This window comes from Arthrobacter celericrescens, assembly GCF_003614925.1.
Lineage (GTDB): Bacteria > Actinomycetota > Actinomycetes > Actinomycetales > Micrococcaceae > Arthrobacter > Arthrobacter celericrescens.
The window spans coordinates 36,606-52,658 of record NZ_QYLP01000093.1 but is presented as its reverse complement, the minus strand read 5'-3'; the positions used below and the strand labels follow the sequence as shown (position 1 = coordinate 52,658).

Below are 16,053 nucleotides of genomic sequence, written 5' to 3'. Positions count from 1 at the left end.
GCGCAATGGCCTGTTCCGCCCGGCGTGCGATGTCTTTATAGCAAGCGATTCTGGGCGATGTCTGACAAAGTGCTGACAAGCAGCTTGCGCTCAACCACCTTGATGCGTTCGTGGAGGGAATCCTGGTCGTCCCCGGGGAGGATGGTCACGGCTTCCTGGGCGATGATGGGGCCGGTGTCCACGCCGGCGTCGGCCCAATGGACGGTGCAGCCGGTGACCTTCACGCCGTAGGCGAGGGCGTCGCGTACACCGTGGGCACCGGGGAATGCGGGCAGCAGGGCCGGGTGGGTGTTGAGGTACTTCCCGTGGAAGGTGTCGATGAACTCGGGGCTGACGATCCGCATGAAACCGGAGGAGACCACCACGTCCGGCTGGTACGAGGCCACCTTCGCGGTCAGGGCGGCGTCCCATTCGGCGCGGGTTTCGAAGGAGTTGAAGTTCACCACGAAGGTTTCCAGGCCGGCGTCGGCCGAGCGCTGCACGCCATAGGTGTCTTCGCGGTCGGCGCCCACGGCGGCGATCTCGACGTCGAGCTCCCCTGCCTTGACGGCGTCGATGACCGCTTGGAGATTGGAACCGGTGCCGGAGACGAGGACAACAATGCGCATTGCAATAGCTTATGGCTGCCTCGCGTAGGCTGGAAAACATGAATCCCGACGCCGGACCCCGCCCGCAGCTGCCAGCTCAGCGGGAGGCGGCGGAAGCCGCGCAGTCCCGTACCCAACTCCTGTTCCGCAGCTTCCTGTTGACCGTGCTGGGCGCGGCGTTCGTCTACAGCCTCAACGTCAGCTACGTATGGCTGTCCGGCATCCTGACCCTGGCAGCCTGGGTGCTTGGCGTTGTGGTGGTGGTCCGCACCGTACGGCTGCGGCAAAGCCGGATCCTGCTGTACGGGACCATTTCCGGGCTAGTGGTTTCGGCGGTGCTCGGCTCTTTGGTGGCCTTCTCGGCGATGTTCTTCAGCCAGGTCAGCGCCGTCCAGGAGTGTTCCCGCAACGCCCTGACGGACCGGGCCCTGAACAGCTGCACGGCGGACTTCGGGAAGTCCCTGCCCCCGGCGCTGCGCCAGCCCTAGAACTTGGCGGTCTCCAGGTCCGCCTCGCGCAGCTTCTGCCGGCGTTCCAGCCACGGCCCGGCCGAGCAACCGATGACGACGCCGGCCCCCACTTCCGCGGCGAGCCAGGCTGCCGTCCACAGAGGGTCCGGTCCGATCTCCGTGAGGCGGCCGATCCCGGCCGAGCCCCGCGCGATCCAGGCCAGCGCACCGGCGAGAACGCCTGCGACGGCCCCGATCAAGGCACCGAGCACCACGGTGGACACAGCGGCGGTGAACCAGCGGGCCCTGATCTTGATGGAAAGCCATTCGTCGAAATGGTTTTCGCCTTCGCGCAGGAACCACCAGCCGGCCAGCACACCGGCAAGGACGGGCAGCACCAAGGCCACCACGCCGAACTCCAGCTGTCCGGTGGGCAGCCCGCCGAAGACCGGGATGGCGGGCAGCGGCCCGACGGCGGTACCCAGCGGTCCGGCGTGCGAGCCGACTCCCAGCGAGAAACCTGCGCCCGAGCTCCAGGCCAGGGTGAAGACCACCAGGTTGGGCAGGTAGCCGAGCTGGGCGATGGTGAGCACGGCACCGCCGAGCGCCCCGGCCTTCAGGCCTTCGAAGACGGCGATGATCTCCGCCCAGTGGATGCCGAGGTCCACTGCGAGTAGCAGGGCGGCCAGGGCGAGCGAGGCCATGAGGGCTACGGAACCTGCCTTGATGGCGGAGGCGAAGTAGGAGCCGGCCCAGCGGGAGTGCTGGCTGGTACGGGCGATCCAGTCCACTGCGTCCACGCCGATGAGCCTGCTCCAAGAACCTGCTTCGCGGCGGGCTCCCACCACCATGCCCAGGCCGAAGGGAATGAGCGGCAGGAGCATGGCGAGCCAGATGTTGATCACCACTTCCTGCGTGCGGCAGACGAAACCGGTGGCGGCACCAAAAGCGCCGTAGACCAGGACCGCGCCCAGGAACGCCTGCCACAACTGGTCCGTGTAGGAGGCCCGGGCCAGGCGGCGGCCGGTGCGCCAGGCCAGAAGGAAGGGAATAAGGGTCAGGCCCAAGGGGAACAACGAGAGGACGCCGCTGCCCGGCTGGGCTGCAGTACCGACATTCACGGACGCCAGTTGGAGGGGCACGCCATGAATCAGCAGCCAGGCCTGGCCGGCCAACCGGGCCAGGAAGTCGATCTTGCGGTTTTCGAATCCGTCGGTGGCCCAGACGCCGGCCAAGGGCAGGATCACCACCAGCGCGGAGATGATGGCGGCCTGCGCCGATTCGAGCGCTCCCTGGAGCGCCAGGGGCATCGGGAGGCCACGGTTTCCGGTCTGGTCAGCACGCAATTTCATCGTGTTCCATCGTGCCACGAAGGCCCTGCCCGGACCGGTCGGGCGCGCTGGCGCGCGGCTGTTTTGACAGCTGCCCCTTGCACCCGCGGACCGGCAGCCTCTTGCGGGACGCGGGGGCCGTCGTCGGGCGCCTTTTCAGCTGCCCGGACGTAAGATGGGGAGTGTTCCCACGGAATGGTTGGAGGGCATATGAGCAGCGCGGCGTCACATGCACAAGGAGTCCATTTCGGGCGCAAGGATATCCAGGTCGCCGGCATCGGCGTGGCCCTGCTCGTGGCGCTGGTGGGAGTGCTGGGCTTCGTTCCCGGAATCACTACCCAGTACGCGCAGATGCAGTTCTTCGGGCCTGATTCGCATGCCATGCTTCTGGGCTTGTTCCAGGTGTCCATGCTGCTGAACTTGCTGCAGCTGGCCATCGGGGTGAGCGGCTGGTTCATGTCCCGCACGGCGTCCGGAGCACGGGCGTTCCTGTACGGCTTCGGCGCCCTGTATGTGCTGCTGAGTGCCTACGGGCTGGGTGTCGGAGCGGAGTCGGCAGCGAACTTCCTCTCGGTGAATATCCTGGACAACTGGACGCACCTGGTGCTCGGAATCCTGATGATGACTGCCGGCTGGATGTTCTGGCCCAACCAGGCCGATGGCAGAAAGTAGCCCGGATCTGGCAATCCCGGGACGATGAGGAGTGGCCAATGAATAGCGAGCACAGCTCAATCTAACGAGTCATCAAAAAGGGTTGGCGCAGTCAATCCGGCGAAGCTGCCGGGGGCTGCGCCAACCTTGTGTGTTGCGGAAGCAAGGCGGGCGGCCGGACACAGCTCGGCACAGAAAATCACTGGACTTCCATGCATTTGCCTGCACAGACTGTCTACAGAACCGGCAACCCGGCCTTATGGGGGTCCACCACGGAGCCTGTTCACTGACGCTGAGAGGATCAGTCATGGGAGACCTTATAGCTTTCCTGCCGCTTGCTTTCGGAATCATCGGTGTGCTGATCGTCATCGGGGTCGTCTGGGGCCTCACCAAGGCGATGTGGAAAGTGGCCGAGCCGAACGAGGCCCTGATCATCTCCGGCCTGACCCGCGGAACCCTCGAAAACACGGACGGCATGGACTTCAAGATCGTCACCGGCAAGGGCGCCCTGGTGGTCCCCGGCCTGCAGACGGTGCGGACCCTTGCGCTGACCCTGAACGAGACGGAACTGCAGGTCAACTGCGTCACGTCCCAGGGCATCCAGGTGGTGGTGGAAGGCGTGGTGATCTACAAGATCGGCGATTCGCCCGCATTCATAGCCAATGCCGCCCGGCGGTTCCTGGGCCAGCAGCCCAAGATGGAAAGCCAGGTCTACAACGTCTTCGAAGGCCACCTGCGCTCGATCATCGGCAGCATGACGGTCGAGGAAATCATCCGGGAACGCGACAAGCTGGCCTCCCTGGTCCGCAGCGCGAGCGGCGTCGAGATGGAGAAACTCGGCCTCGTGGTGGACTCCCTGCAGATCAAGGACCTGCAGGATCCCACCGGCTACATCCAGAACCTCGCCAAGCCGCACATCGCCCAGGTCAAGATGGAGGCCCGCATCGCCGAGGCCACCAGGAACCGGGAGGCCGCCGAGAAGGAGGCCGAAGCGGCGGCCCTGATCGCCGACGCGCAGAGCCTCTCGGCCATCAAGCAGTCCGCGGCGCAGGCCAACGCGGAAAGGGCACGGGCCAACGCCGCCCAGGCCGGCCCGCTCGCCGACGCCACCGCCCGCCAGCAGGTGGTGGTGCAGGAAACCGAAGTGGCCAAGCTTGAGGCAGACCGTGAGGAGCAGAAACTCCAGACCACCATCCGCAAGCCCGCCGACGCCAAGGCCTACGCCCAGCGCACCGAGGCCGAGGCACAGAAGGCGGCCGACATCAGCGCCGCGGAGGCACGGGCCAAGCGCACCGAACTCGAGGCCCAGGCCAACGCCCGGAGACTGGAAGTCGAAGCGCAGGCGAGCGCGGCCGCCGCGGCTGCAATGGCCGGCGCCACCCGGGTGACCGGTGAGGCCGAGGCCGCCGCCACGAAGGCCCGCGGCGACGCCGCCGCCTCGGCCGTGAAGGCCAAGGCGCTTGCCGAAGCGGAGGGCATCAAGGCGCGCGGCGAGGCCCTGGAAACCAACCAGGATGCGGTGATTTCCCAGCAGCTGGCCGAGAACATGCCGGCAATCGTCGCCGCGGCGGCCGAGCCATTCGCGCATGTGGGGCAGCTGACCGTGCTGAACGGCGGCGAAGGCCTCAACAGCATGGTCGGCGGCATCCTGTCCCAGGTGGGGAACTTCCTGCCGTCGCTCGCCGCCGCGCTAAAGAACGGCAAGGAAGCGCCCAAGCGCCCGCCAGCCACGCCCAATCCATGAGCTCGACGCATAGGAACGTCGACCGGAGCCTCACCGGCAAGATCGGCCGGGTTACGGGACGGATCGGTCCCGGAACCATCGGCGAAGTGATGCTGCCGTACCTCGGCGGGATCAGCGCCTTCCACGCCCACCCTTTCGACAAGAGCAGCGAATTCGCGGTGGGTGAGAAGGTCCTGGTGATCTACTTCGAGCCGCCGCAGACCGTCTACGTGGATGAGTTGCCGGAGGAGCTCAAGCACGACGGCTAAGGCCCGCTCGGCGGCGGGCCGGTTTGGGTTCGACGGTGCCAAGTCCTCACGGCTGCAGTCCGTAGATGAACTCCTTGGCATGGTTTACGGCCTTCTTGAAGGCGTCGTTGCGAAGCGTAACCTGTTCCTTGGTGCCACTGGAGCCCGGTTCGACAAATGCCGTGGGTCCGGGCCACAGGATCCAGATGTCCCCAGCCGGCGGCAGGTAGAAGACTCCGAAGGAGCGATGCTCGGGATCGTCTGTCCAGATCGGCACCACTGCGACGGCTGCGCCCGTATCGGGATTGATCCATTGCGCCCGTGGCATTGGCTGCTCGTGGACTTCCGGGTCCAGGAACGGCGCGGTTCCTTTGCCCCAGCGCTGTTCGAAGCGTTCGTAGAAGGCGGGCATCAGGTGGCTGTCATAGGGACGCCAGGCACTCATACTGGTCTCCTCGGAAAGTTTGGCCGGTTGCCGGGCAGGGGTGACCACCGGGTCGGTCCATACCTGAACGGCTGCTTCGGCGCGGGGCTGCCGGCCTTGGGCTGCGCGCGACCCGGCTGTTGGTAATCGGCCTGCGCGCGACCCGGCTGCGAGTGACCGGGGTCCGGGTGAAAACGCACCTTCACCGGGGTCCCGTTCGAGCCGGCAGGACCAGCAGCGGTCCCAGCGCCGGCTCCGGCGCGGCGGGTGCGGTCATAGGCCGCCCGCTTCGCCGCATCCGACAACACCGCGTAAGCCTGCATGATGGCATGCAGGCGCTCGAGGTCGCGCGCTTCGGAAGTACCGCCGTCGTGATTTTCCTGGCGGGTGTCCGGATGGAGCTGCCGCAGCAGGCCGCGGTAGGCGCGGGTGATCTCGCGTGCCGTGGCCGTAACCGGCACGTTCAGGATTTCGTAGTAGTCGGGGTGGCTGTTTCCCAAGATCGGTTCCCGGTCAGGGTGGGGTGTCGTGGAAATGGGGATGGCCCCCGGGTGGACCGGGGGCCATCCGTCGGGAGACACCGTCGGGGGCCGCGTTTCCTCTGCGCAACAAGCGCTGTGGCGTGGCGCGAAGCCTGCGCCCGTTCTCCGATGCGGTCGGTCCGATGCTCCCGGTCACGCGCTCCGCCATGGCCACCGGACCGTAGGGCGGAGCGGGCGGATCAGGCGTTGATCTCCTGGCGTTGTCCGTTGGACGTGATCTCGATGCGCCGCGGCTTGGCTTTTTCGGCCACGGGGATGCGCAAGGTCAGGACGCCGGCGTCGTAGCTGGCCTTGACGCCGTCGGTGTCCAGGGTGTCGCCGAGGATGAGTTGCCTGCTGAAGACACCCTGCGGGCGCTCTGCGGCGACCATCTCGGTGTCCTCACCCGCCGGCGACTTGCGCTCGGCCTTGACGGTCAGGACATTGCGTTCGACGTCGAGCTCGACGGACTCCGGGCTGACCCCGGGCAGGTCCAGGGCAACGATGAATTCATCGCCGTCCTGCCATGCATCCATGGGCATGCCGGCGGGGCGTGCTGTTGTGCCAAAAACCTGTTGGGCGAGCCTGTCGAATTCGCGGAACGGGTCAGTGCGCATCAGCATGTTGTTCTCACTCCTTCAGATCTTGATGCTGATTTGTTGTTGTCCCAGCCAACCATGATCTGTTGTGGCTGGTATAGATTTTTTATAGCACCGGTGAGAGAGTGGTGCAAGAAGATTTTCTTGTTTCTTGAGAGGGTTCCATGGCGGGTTTGGGGAGCGGGACGTCCGCTGGGGAGCACGACGGCGGTCCGCGCGCCGAAGAGCGCGGCGCCACCGGCAACGGGACGTCGGGACGGGACGCGCTGGGCGTCTACGCCATTTCTGTCGCGGCGGAACTGGTGGGCACGGGCCAGCAAAACCTGCGCCTGTACGAACGCAAGGGCCTGCTCACCCCGGACAGGACCGGCGGCGGCACCCGGCGCTACAGCGAAGCCGACCTGAAGACACTGCGCCGGATCGGGGCACTCCTGGATGAGGGGCTGAACCTTGCCGGGGTGAAATTGGTGCTGGAGTTGGAAGCTGCGAACCGCGGACTGACCGAGGACAACCGCGGGCTGAGCGAAGACAACCGTGAATTGAGGGCGGACAACCGCGGGCTCCGGAAGGACCTGAAGCAGGCGCGGGACACCGCGGGCCCCTGGTGAACGACGACGCCTGACAAGCCACGGCGCTGCCTGCCGTCGTCGGGCATCTGTTAACCAAAGTTTTCCCGCACCGTCACGCCCTCTCCCCCGCATCGCCAACCGCCACGCACACCGTGGAGGGGTGAGGATCGCAATCGTCGCCGAATCATTCCTGCCGCTGATGAACGGGGTAACCCACTCGATCCTGCGGGTGCTGGAGCATCTGCAGGAGCGCGGTGACGAGGTGATGGTGATTGCGCCGTCGACGTCGGATACTGATGTTTCGAGCGTCGTGAAGGGTGCGTATGTGCACCGGCTTCCGTCGGTTCCGCTGGCCGGGTACACGAATGTGCGGGTTGCGTTGGGCGGTGTGAGTCGGGTCAAGCGAATCCTTGCCGATTTCGCCCCCGACGTCGTTCACCTCGCCTCCCCGTTCGTGCTCGGCTGGCGCGCCGTGCAGGCCGCACACCAGCTCGGCATCCCCACGGTCGCGATCTACCAGACAGAGGTTCCCAGCTACGCCGGCCGCTACGGCGTGCCGTTCCTGGAGAACTGGGCCTGGAACCGGGTGGACAACATCCATCTCCTGGCCAGCCGGACATTGGTCCCGTCCACGTTCGCGCTGAACCAGCTGCGCGGCCGCGGGATCCTGCGGGTGGGCATGTGGCGGCGCGGTGTGGATACCGCGCGTTTCAACCCCGCGAAGCGTTCGACGGCGTGGCGCAGTTCCGTGGCGCCACGCGGTCACCGGATCATCGGCTATGTCGGGCGGCTCGCCGTCGAGAAGCAAGTGGAAGACCTGGCCGTCCTTGCCGATCTGCCCGGCACCCGTCTTGTGGTGGTGGGCGACGGCCCGCAGCGCGCGGCCCTCGAGGCTGCACTGCCGAACGCCGTGTTTACCGGATTCCTGGGCGGCGACGCCCTGGCCGAGGCCGTGGCCTCCTTCGACCTGTTCGTCCATCCGGGCGAATTCGAAACCTTCTGCCAGACCATCCAGGAGGCCATGGCCTCCGGCGTTCCCGTGGTTGCCACCGGCCGCGGCGGCCCCTTGGACCTCGTGGAGAACTCCCGCACCGGCTGGCTGTACGAGCCGGGGAACCTCGGTCAGCTGCGCGGTTACGTCCAGGACCTGATGGGCGACGACGCCAAGCGCCGCGCGTTCGGAGCGGCGGCCCTCGCCTCGGTCCAAGGACGAACGTGGCCCGCCCTCAGCTCCGAACTGGTGCGCCACTACAAATCCGTGATCGACGGCGAGGAACTGGTGGAGCTGCCCGTTGATTCTCCTGCCTCACCCCTGACTTCCAGCAAAGGACTTGCCTCATGAAGATCTCCGTGATCGGCTGCGGTTACCTCGGTGCCGTGCACGCGGCTACCCTCGCCTCGATGGGCCACACCGTGGTGGGCATCGACGTGGATGCCCAGAAGGTGGCACACCTGAACAAGGGCTTCGCGCCGTTCCACGAGCCCGGCTTGGACGAGCTCCTGAAGGACGGTTTCGCCACCGGGCGGCTGAGCTTCTCTGCCGAGTTCGAGGACGCTGCCGGCGCCGCCTTGCATTTCCTCTGCGTGGGCACCCCGCAGTCCAAGACTTCGGACACCGCGGACCTGTCGTACCTGATCGCCGCCACGAAGAGCCTGCTACCGCACCTGGCGAAGGGTGCCGTCGTGGTGGGCAAGTCCACTGTTCCGGTCGGCACGGTGGACATGCTCCGCGGCGTGCTGGTCCGCCGGCCCGACGTGCTGCTGGGCTGGAACCCCGAGTTCCTGCGGCAGGGTACTGCCGTGAAGGACTCCCTGGTGCCGGACCGGCTGGTCTACGGCGTACCCGGAGGCCGTTCCTCTGCGGCCGGCATTCCTGTTACGAAGGCGCTGGACGCCGTGTATGCGCCGCTGATCAGCGCGGGCATCCCCCGGCTCGTCTGCAATTTCGCGACAGCGGAACTCATCAAGTCCGCAGCGAACGCCTTCCTGGCCACCAAGGTCAGCTTCATCAACGCCATGGCCGAGCTGTGCGACGCCTCCGGTGCGGACGTGTCCGAGCTCAGCGAGGCGATGGGCTTGGATCCGCGGATCGGCAACCGGTACCTGCACGCCGGGCTCGGCTTCGGCGGCGGTTGCCTGCCCAAGGACATCCGCTCCTTCCGGGCCCAGGCCCGGGCCCTAGACGTGCCGTCCGTCGACGAGTGGATGGGCGTGGTCGATTCGGTCAACCTGGGCCAGCGTGCGCGAACCGTGGAGGTCGCGCGGGAGCTGTGCCGCGGGCACCTCTCGGGGCGCACCGTGACGGTGCTGGGTGCGGCGTTCAAGCCGGACACGGACGACATCCGCGACTCCCCCGCCCTGGACGTTGCCCTGCAGCTGGCCGCCGCCGGCGCGCACGTGACCGTCACCGATCCGAAGGCGATCAACAACGCCTGGATGCGGTACCCGCAGCTGCGCTTCGAGTCCTCCACCACCCGCGCGCTAGAGGGCGCCGAGCTAGTGCTGCTGCTCACCGAGTGGGATGAATACCGCTCGCTGTCGCCTGAATCTGTTGGGGCGCTCGTACGACGCCGGACGGTGCTGGATGCGCGGAACGTGCTGGACGCGCCGGCATGGGAAGCCGCTGGGTGGACTGTGCGAGGGCTGGGGACCGGGGGTTCTGGCGGGGTTGCGCCAGTTACAGCGCCTGTCATATCCACCCCCACAACTTCACTCATCTAGCTCTCGCTAGCACCGTGGACTCGTGAACCAGGGCCATGTCCAGTTAAGGCTTGCAGACTTCAACACCACGCATGGCAAATTGTCGTGCCCTAGTTGCCGCGCCACGGCGTCAGTCCATTAACCCGGGAACCCCCCTCCCGAACCACTCTGCTGGGCGCCTACTTATTCGTCGCCTCGGCCTGCCGCCCCGCCAAGGCCGACTCATTCGGAACAGTCATTAACTGCAACAACTTGAGCGCCCGCAGCGCGGAGATCCCGGTGAGCCGGCGTACACTATTGCGTTGCCCAGAGCGCCCAACTATGCTTGCTCCGTGCGGTAATACGTCGTATTTCGCGCGGCGTTTGTTGACGCTCTCAAGCACCGATGCTTCTCATGCATCCTAAGCTCCAACGCACCCATGCATTCACGCTCCAACGCACCAATGCATCCTAAGCTCCCATGCATCCACGCTCCAACGCGCCTATGCATCCATGACGCACTCACGCATCCACGCTCTAATGCACCATAGATTCACGCACTGAAGCTCTCAAGCAAACCTTCATTTCTTGCTAGAGAGGAAACTGCAGTGAATAGTTCTACCCGCGTTGCGCTGGCCACCTTAATGATTTTGCTCTGCCAAGCAACGATAATTCTTCCAAGTGAAACGACAGAAGTAGTTTGGGGACTCTTCCTTTCGACAGTCATTGACTGGCTGTCTAAGGATGGAGATTCGTCCCCACCGGCTCTATAGCCCTTTTGTCTATACCTAAAGATTTGAGAGGTCTCTCGCATAAGCGAGAGACCTCTCCCGAACCGAAGGGCATGCAAGATGCGCACTCACATGATTGACATCACTGGGGCAAAGGCACACACCGAGCAACGAGCACTGGCAGCACTTGTCGATTTCGCGGCGCTTTCCGCAGATGATTCTGTGGTGATAATCGCAGGCTTTAACCAAAATTTTCCTCCGATCAACAACGTCAACGAAACAGCTACTTCAGACGATGAGACAATCAGAATTTCCGAGGACACACTCCTGGTTGACGAGAAGTTCGCCGAGCGAATCATGAACGAAGTTCAACACCGGCTGGACCAGGGCGGAGAGGTGATTCTTTACTCATTCCTCTCTCGAGTGGGCGATGCTTTTCGGTCGAAATTCGCCGGAATCCCGGCGGCTTCATATGAAAGCATCGGACGGATTATGGCAGGCACCGCGGCGGATTCCGCTGTCACTGTCAACTGGGATTCCCGATTCATGGACGAGGATGAGGCCGTGAGCCACTTGGTCTCGGCTGTTGCGTCCAGGCCGGAGGGGGTCTATCAAACAGCACTCCACGATCTGCTTGTCCAACGAGACAAGCGGTTCGAAAAGCGTGATGGAAGCTTCACATCTTCAAAAGGCTTCATGAAGTTGCTCGTCAAACTCGGCATCGAGCGTGGATTGATCGGTGTGCTCAAAGACGGGCAGAATCCAACGAATCCCATGTTGACCGTTAGTTCCACTCCCGCAAGGGGTGCTGGCAACCACACTGCCGTCCACGGAACTACATCGCCGACGCCGGAGGCGCGGCGAGAAAAGCCGAGCCCGGGCTCGGGATCGGGATCGAGAGAGCTTGCCCAGTATTACTGGGATCTCATGCGGGAGCACCGAGTGGGGCCATACCAACAGGTTCGGGAGCATATCTACAATGCGCTCGAGCGATCAGTTCAAGAGTCAACCGATCACGGCCCAACTTCCACAGCCGAAGAAATCATAGAACGAGCGATCGCCGTCGTGCGCAAGGCCTGGGTTATTCCCAACGGGCGAAAGAATCTCCCCTGGGATGATGTTCAAGAATTCCTCAGGAAACTGCTCCGAGAGGAACCAGTTCTCCGCTCAGGTGAACAACTCATCGGCCCTTGGTACGGAATCGGCGAACCCAAGGTGACAGACATCTTGCCTAAGTTTCGGGAGCGTCTCGATGGTCAATGCCTACGGTTTCTGCTGAATCTATCCGAGGTCTCCGTTTCGGAGAAGGCAGCTCTTGCAAGCGTCCTCTTCAACAGCCCAACCGAAGATAATCAGCGCCGCGTCCAGGACATCATAGAGGGCATGCTGCACTCCAGTGAGCTGCTCATCGACAAAGCAACAGGTGCGCTCTCGCTCCTTCCGCGAAACCCTCCAACCCGAGGAAACTCGGTCGATGCATCCATCGAAAAGCTGACTGACACCTCGGAAACAACCGCGCATGACGAATAGCTTGATCCCTGAAGGTCAAAAAAGCAGGGCCGGTCAACGACCGGCCCTGCTTCTTAGTGAATCCGAAACCTAGATGGCCTGGATGTTCACTGCCTGGGGACCCTTGGGGCCCTGCTCGACGTCGAAGGAAACCTTCTGGTTCTCTTCGAGGGAGCGGTAGCCCGAGGAGTTAATTGCGGAGTAGTGGGCGAAAACGTCCTGGCTGCCATCTTCCGGGGAGATGAAGCCGAAGCCCTTTTCGGCGTTGAACCACTTGACGATACCTGTAGCCATTTTTTCAGTTCCTTACTGAAGGTGGAGGGTTGTCCCGACTGTCGGGCCTCCGGTGTGGGGTGTTCTCCACCGTTACTTCAGAAGTCGCGGGCGGTGAGCCGCGGGAACTGCCTGAACTACCAAATGCCAAACACAACAACACCGTCTAGTCTACAGAGGTTTGGGCGTATGGCTAGTGGTTTGCGAAAATCCGTCCCGCGCCACAGGCCCGCTCCTCTACGGGGTCACCCCGAACGTCGCCAGCCAGTCCTGCACCACCGGAATGTCCACACGCTGGTAGCCGTCAAGGTAGCGGCAGTTGGCGGTGTAGCCGTAGCTGGTCACGCCGACGATCTGGTTGTCCAAGAACAGCGGTCCACCGGAGTCACCGAAGCAGCTGCCGCCGGTTCCACGGGTGTCATTGGGGTTGCCGTTCACTTGCAGGATCTGCGGAGTGAGCTTCTGTCCCGGGGTCTCCCAGTAGCGCCGGATGAGCGGGTAGCTCATCGGGGTGGGCTTCTGCGGTCCGCTGTCCGGCTTGCGGACTTCGGTGCCGTAACCAACGCCAGTGAAGATGGTCTTGCTGAGGCTGCCCGTCGGGATTTGGTCGAGCCTGCCGGCGGGGGCCAGGGCCGACGTCGCGTGGTCAAGCGGCTGGCTGAGAACCACGACGCCGACGTCGTTCCAGTTCTTCAGGTCAGTGAAGTTCGAGTAGTTCGGGTGCGCGTAGGCGGTGCCGTACGTGAGGCCTGCGAGGTCCACGGCGGTGTAGCCGACGCTCGGGTCGGCAGCGGCCGGAATGCCCGACGGCGGCTGTTCAGCGATAACCGACTCGAACGTCACCAGGGTGAGGCCGAGGGTTCCTGCCGTGCAGTGCGCGGCGGTGAGGATTACTGTTGGGGACACTTGGGTAGCACTGCACCGGAAGCGCCCGTCCGGCTGGTAAAAGACGATCATGCCGACGCTGGGATGCAGCTCGCCGTCGGGAGTTCCACCCGTGCTGGCCTGGGCGGCCGGGACGCCGATCAGTAGCGCGGAGAGCGCAGTTCCCATGACCGCCAAAGAGGCGACAAGTCTCTTGAACATCAATCAACCCTTCTGCTGAGAGCCCCTGATCGGGACCCGCTGGATGAAAGTTTCCTCTTGCTGGTGCGCGTTGGCTAGATGTGACTATCGCTTATTGCTGGGGCTGCTGGGGCAGGCCCAGCCGGCGGGGTTGCGATGTCTCCCCCGCGGGCTGTCGCGGGCGTACAGTTCTGCCATGGAACCGAAGCGGGTCATCCTTCTTCCAGGCGCCGTCCTTCCCGCCGAACCGGCATACAGCGAACTAATCAAAGCGCTGGGTCCGGACGTCAATGCCGTCGCCAAGGACCTTGAGCTTTACTCAGGCGACGCTCCCCCGCCGGGCTGGACCTTGGACACCGAGATCGACGGCATCCTGCGCGAAGCCGATGCCCGTAGGTGGAATACGTTCCATTTGCTCGGATACTCCGGCGGGGGCGCCGTGGCCCTGGCTTTCACTGCGAAGCACCCGGACAGCGTGCAAAGCCTGGCGTTGTTGGAACCCGCGTGGGCGGGCAGTTGGGACTGGAGCCCGGAGCACGCCCAGCTCTGGGAAGAGTACGACGAGCTGGACCTGCTCCCGCCTGATGAGTTCATGACTGCGTTCATGCGGTTGGGTGTGAAGCCCGACGCCGTCCTGCCGCCTCCGCCTGCTGACCCGCCGCCGTGGATGGGCAAGCGGCCCGCCGGCGTCAGGGCGTTCATGCAGACATTCAAGGACTATGCCCTTGAGCGGGAAAAGCTGGCTGCGTTCCCGCGCCCCGTGTTTCTGGCCCTCGGCGGGCTGAGCAACCCGGTGGACTACGGCGAAGTGGCCGAACGGCTGTCCAAGGTTTTCCACGATTTCCGGCTAGAAGTGTTCGAGGAACGGCATCATTTCGACCCGCCACACCGCATCGAACCGGCGCGGCTGGCAGGCCTGTTGCGCGCCCATTGGGAGAGGGCGGAAAACCGCGCCCGCCTGGGCTAGGCGCTCTGGCTATTTGGCCCCGGTGTTGCTGCCGGGGCAGGCCCAGCCCATCGGGTTCTCGATGCAGTCATCTGCGACCTGGCGGGTCTCGCTTCGCCAGACACTGACGAGTTGGGCCGGCGAGGCGAACTGGCCGTTTCCAGTGATGGGAAGCGGAGGTCCGCCGTTGACCGAATACGTCCCGCGGAACCCGGTGGTGACGGTGAGCCGGAAGTCGCCGGTCTGCTTGTAGACGTGGCTCGTGCGGGTCTTGGTGCCCCATTCGTCTTCCGAGATCGAGCCGCCGGCGAACATCGTGGGGCCAAAGCTCGTGCCGTCACCGTAGTTATAGGTGTACTCGACCGGGGTCGCCTCCAGGTGGACGTTCTGACCCAGGATCACGACGTCGAACATCTGCTTGCTTGCCGCGGCGAAGACATTCGTCTCCATGCCCTTGAGGGTGTGCGGCCCGGGCTGGACGGTCACCTCCGCAGCCTGGATTGGCAACCGCCGGAAGTCGTTCGCGATGCGTGCCGCGATGAGCCTAAGGACGTCTTCAGGCTTGGGGTCGTAAATACAGCTCGGGCCGCCTTGCGGCTGCCAGTCAGACCAAGTGGGGTTCGAAATGGTTTTGGGGGCATATTGCCACTGCACCGGTTCCCCTCGCTTACCGCCAGGTGTTCGTGGCTCACAGTTCACAGCCAGCGATTCACAACCAGTGTCCAAGCCATCACGATCGATGTCGCAAAGCGGCAAGTACTTGTACTGGTAGGGGTCGTTGTCCACGTAGCCGGGCGGAGCCTGGATATAACCCTCGCCGTCTGGATTCTTGACATATCTCACTTTGGCATCGGCACCGTTGGGCGCCCAGCCGAGTTCGGTATCGGCTCCTGACTCCTCCCCTGTAGGTTCTGTGGCTGGCGCCGTCTCCGTTGCAAAAGCAAGGGTTCCCGAGCCAAACGTCAAAATCATCAATAGGAGAGGAACAGCGGGGACCAACCTTCTATAGGAGGCCAAGGTCCACCACGCTCCAAGAACCGCTTTCATACCTGGCGACTATCAGGGAACCTGAATTTGATGCGGGAGTTGGTTCTCGGAGGGTCGTCCCGTCTGCCTTGAAGTACTCGATTTTCGACTGAATAACTTGGATAACAACTTGCTGCGAGGGATTCGCGCCTTTGTACTCAGCCTTTACCGAAGGAAGCGTGAACTTTCCGCCAACTGCCCACCGACCATCCTTGTTGGCGTTATTGACGCCCTTCTCAAGATTGGAACAAAAGGCGCACCCCTTCGAAGTTACCTTGGACCACGCCGTGAGATCACCAGTCTCATACCCATAGCTAAGAAGCGCGAACCAGTACGTCGTGAACGCTTCGAGCCCTGCCTTCGAGTTCTGATCCGCCAAAGCAGGCTTGACCGGAACCGGAACGTTCTGCGCCTTGCCCTTCGCCGAAGCCGGAACGTACTTCGCGGACGGAGTGGGCGTCGCGGTCGCTGAAGGTGACGCTGAGCTGCTTGAAGCACTCGGCGAGTCTCCCGGCGTCGGGCTTCCACCCTGGCACGCCGAGAGCAAGAGGCCGGCCCCTACAAGAGCGGCGACAACTCGGCCGCGGGCGGCGAAAAAGGAGCGTTCAGTCATCGAGATCCCCAGCGAATTCATCTAGACAGTGGAAAAGGGTGTCAATTCGAGAATAACGGATCTGTCACATTCTCGAAAAAAGTTATCCACAGCCCTTTCTCAGGGCCTC

At 63.8% G+C, this 16,053-nt stretch carries 18 protein-coding genes; 9 read left to right on the top strand and 9 right to left on the bottom strand.

The features are described from left to right. Window positions 1-35: 35 nt before the first annotated feature. Complete coding sequence (purN, locus tag D3654_RS16765; RefSeq protein ID WP_120522597.1) at window positions 36-608, bottom strand: phosphoribosylglycinamide formyltransferase; 573 nt, start codon at window positions 606-608, stop codon at window positions 36-38. Window positions 609-646: 38 nt separating this feature from the next. Here purN and D3654_RS16760 point away from each other — a divergent pair, with 38 nt between their 5' ends. Beyond that, a complete protein-coding gene (locus tag D3654_RS16760; protein WP_245413296.1) occupies window positions 647-1,075 on the top strand; it encodes a hypothetical protein in 429 nt (142 codons plus the stop codon). Here the strand turns inward: D3654_RS16760 and D3654_RS16755 are convergent. After that, on the bottom strand, window positions 1,072-2,388 hold the full coding sequence (locus tag D3654_RS16755; protein WP_120522595.1) for a cell division protein PerM: 1,317 nt from the start codon (window positions 2,386-2,388) through the stop codon (window positions 1,072-1,074). The genes D3654_RS16760 and D3654_RS16755 overlap by 4 nt on opposite strands. 189 nt (window positions 2,389-2,577) lie before the next feature. On the opposite strand from D3654_RS16755, the gene D3654_RS16750 reads away from it, so the two are divergent. From D3654_RS16750 to D3654_RS16740, 3 genes are all read left to right on the top strand, one after another. Then, on the top strand, window positions 2,578-3,039 hold the full coding sequence (locus D3654_RS16750; protein WP_120522594.1) for a DUF4383 domain-containing protein: 462 nt from the start codon (window positions 2,578-2,580) through the stop codon (window positions 3,037-3,039). 286 nt (window positions 3,040-3,325) lie between these two features. Further along, window positions 3,326-4,762 (top strand): flotillin family protein, encoded by a 1,437-nt coding sequence (locus tag D3654_RS16745; RefSeq protein WP_120522593.1) that lies wholly within the window; start codon window positions 3,326-3,328, stop codon window positions 4,760-4,762. Next, window positions 4,759-5,010, top strand: coding sequence for a hypothetical protein (locus D3654_RS16740; protein WP_120522592.1), 252 nt, complete (start codon window positions 4,759-4,761; stop codon window positions 5,008-5,010). The genes D3654_RS16745 and D3654_RS16740 overlap by 4 nt, the downstream gene beginning before the upstream one ends. A 46-nt stretch (window positions 5,011-5,056) precedes the next feature. Here the strand turns inward: D3654_RS16740 and D3654_RS16735 are convergent, their stop codons facing one another. The 3 genes from D3654_RS16735 to D3654_RS16725 form a co-directional block, all read right to left on the bottom strand. Further along, window positions 5,057-5,434, bottom strand: coding sequence for a hypothetical protein (locus tag D3654_RS16735; RefSeq protein WP_120522591.1), 378 nt, complete (start codon window positions 5,432-5,434; stop codon window positions 5,057-5,059). Then, window positions 5,431-5,913, bottom strand: coding sequence for a J domain-containing protein (locus D3654_RS16730; protein WP_120522590.1), 483 nt, complete (start codon window positions 5,911-5,913; stop codon window positions 5,431-5,433). The genes D3654_RS16735 and D3654_RS16730 overlap by 4 nt, the downstream gene beginning before the upstream one ends. Window positions 5,914-6,134: 221 nt before the next feature. Further along, window positions 6,135-6,557, bottom strand: a complete 423-nt coding sequence (locus D3654_RS16725; RefSeq protein WP_120522589.1) for an Hsp20/alpha crystallin family protein — start codon at window positions 6,555-6,557, stop codon at window positions 6,135-6,137. A 140-nt stretch (window positions 6,558-6,697) separates the two neighbouring features. Between D3654_RS16725 and D3654_RS16720 the strand changes: the two genes are divergently transcribed. From D3654_RS16720 to D3654_RS16705, 4 genes are all read left to right on the top strand, one after another. Continuing rightward, entirely contained in the window at window positions 6,698-7,141 is a 444-nt protein-coding gene (locus tag D3654_RS16720; RefSeq protein WP_120522588.1) for a MerR family transcriptional regulator, read from the top strand. A 121-nt stretch (window positions 7,142-7,262) separates the two neighbouring features. Further along, on the top strand, window positions 7,263-8,444 hold the full coding sequence (locus D3654_RS16715; protein ID WP_120522587.1) for a glycosyltransferase family 4 protein: 1,182 nt from the start codon (window positions 7,263-7,265) through the stop codon (window positions 8,442-8,444). Next, complete coding sequence (locus D3654_RS16710) at window positions 8,441-9,823, top strand: UDP-glucose dehydrogenase family protein (RefSeq protein ID WP_120522586.1); 1,383 nt, start codon at window positions 8,441-8,443, stop codon at window positions 9,821-9,823. The genes D3654_RS16715 and D3654_RS16710 overlap by 4 nt, the downstream gene beginning before the upstream one ends. 821 nt (window positions 9,824-10,644) lie before the next feature. After that, a complete protein-coding gene (locus D3654_RS16705; RefSeq protein WP_162943771.1) occupies window positions 10,645-12,042 on the top strand; it encodes a hypothetical protein in 1,398 nt (465 codons plus the stop codon). Between the two features lie 69 nt (window positions 12,043-12,111). Here the strand turns inward: D3654_RS16705 and cspE are convergent, their stop codons facing one another. Together cspE and D3654_RS16695 are read right to left on the bottom strand one after the other, a co-directional pair. Next, window positions 12,112-12,315: a transcription antiterminator/RNA stability regulator CspE gene (cspE, locus tag D3654_RS16700; RefSeq protein WP_074586232.1), complete on the bottom strand. Its 204-nt coding sequence runs from the start codon at window positions 12,313-12,315 to the stop codon at window positions 12,112-12,114. A gap of 216 nt (window positions 12,316-12,531) precedes the next feature. Beyond that, a complete protein-coding gene (locus D3654_RS16695; RefSeq protein ID WP_120522584.1) occupies window positions 12,532-13,380 on the bottom strand; it encodes a trypsin-like serine protease in 849 nt (282 codons plus the stop codon). Between the two features lie 175 nt (window positions 13,381-13,555). Here D3654_RS16695 and D3654_RS16690 point away from each other — a divergent pair, with 175 nt between their 5' ends. Continuing rightward, window positions 13,556-14,326, top strand: coding sequence for an alpha/beta fold hydrolase (locus D3654_RS16690; RefSeq protein ID WP_120522583.1), 771 nt, complete (start codon window positions 13,556-13,558; stop codon window positions 14,324-14,326). A gap of 9 nt (window positions 14,327-14,335) precedes the next feature. Here D3654_RS16690 and D3654_RS20860 read toward each other — a convergent pair whose 3' ends face one another. Beyond that, entirely contained in the window at window positions 14,336-14,791 is a 456-nt protein-coding gene (locus D3654_RS20860) for a PKD domain-containing protein (RefSeq protein WP_245413295.1), read from the bottom strand. Window positions 14,792-15,308: 517 nt separating this feature from the next. Beyond that, the gene (locus tag D3654_RS20555) at window positions 15,309-15,944 is read right to left on the bottom strand and encodes a DUF6318 family protein (protein WP_162943770.1); all 636 of its coding nucleotides are present in this window, start codon (window positions 15,942-15,944) and stop codon (window positions 15,309-15,311) included. Window positions 15,945-16,053: the final 109 nt, after the last annotated feature.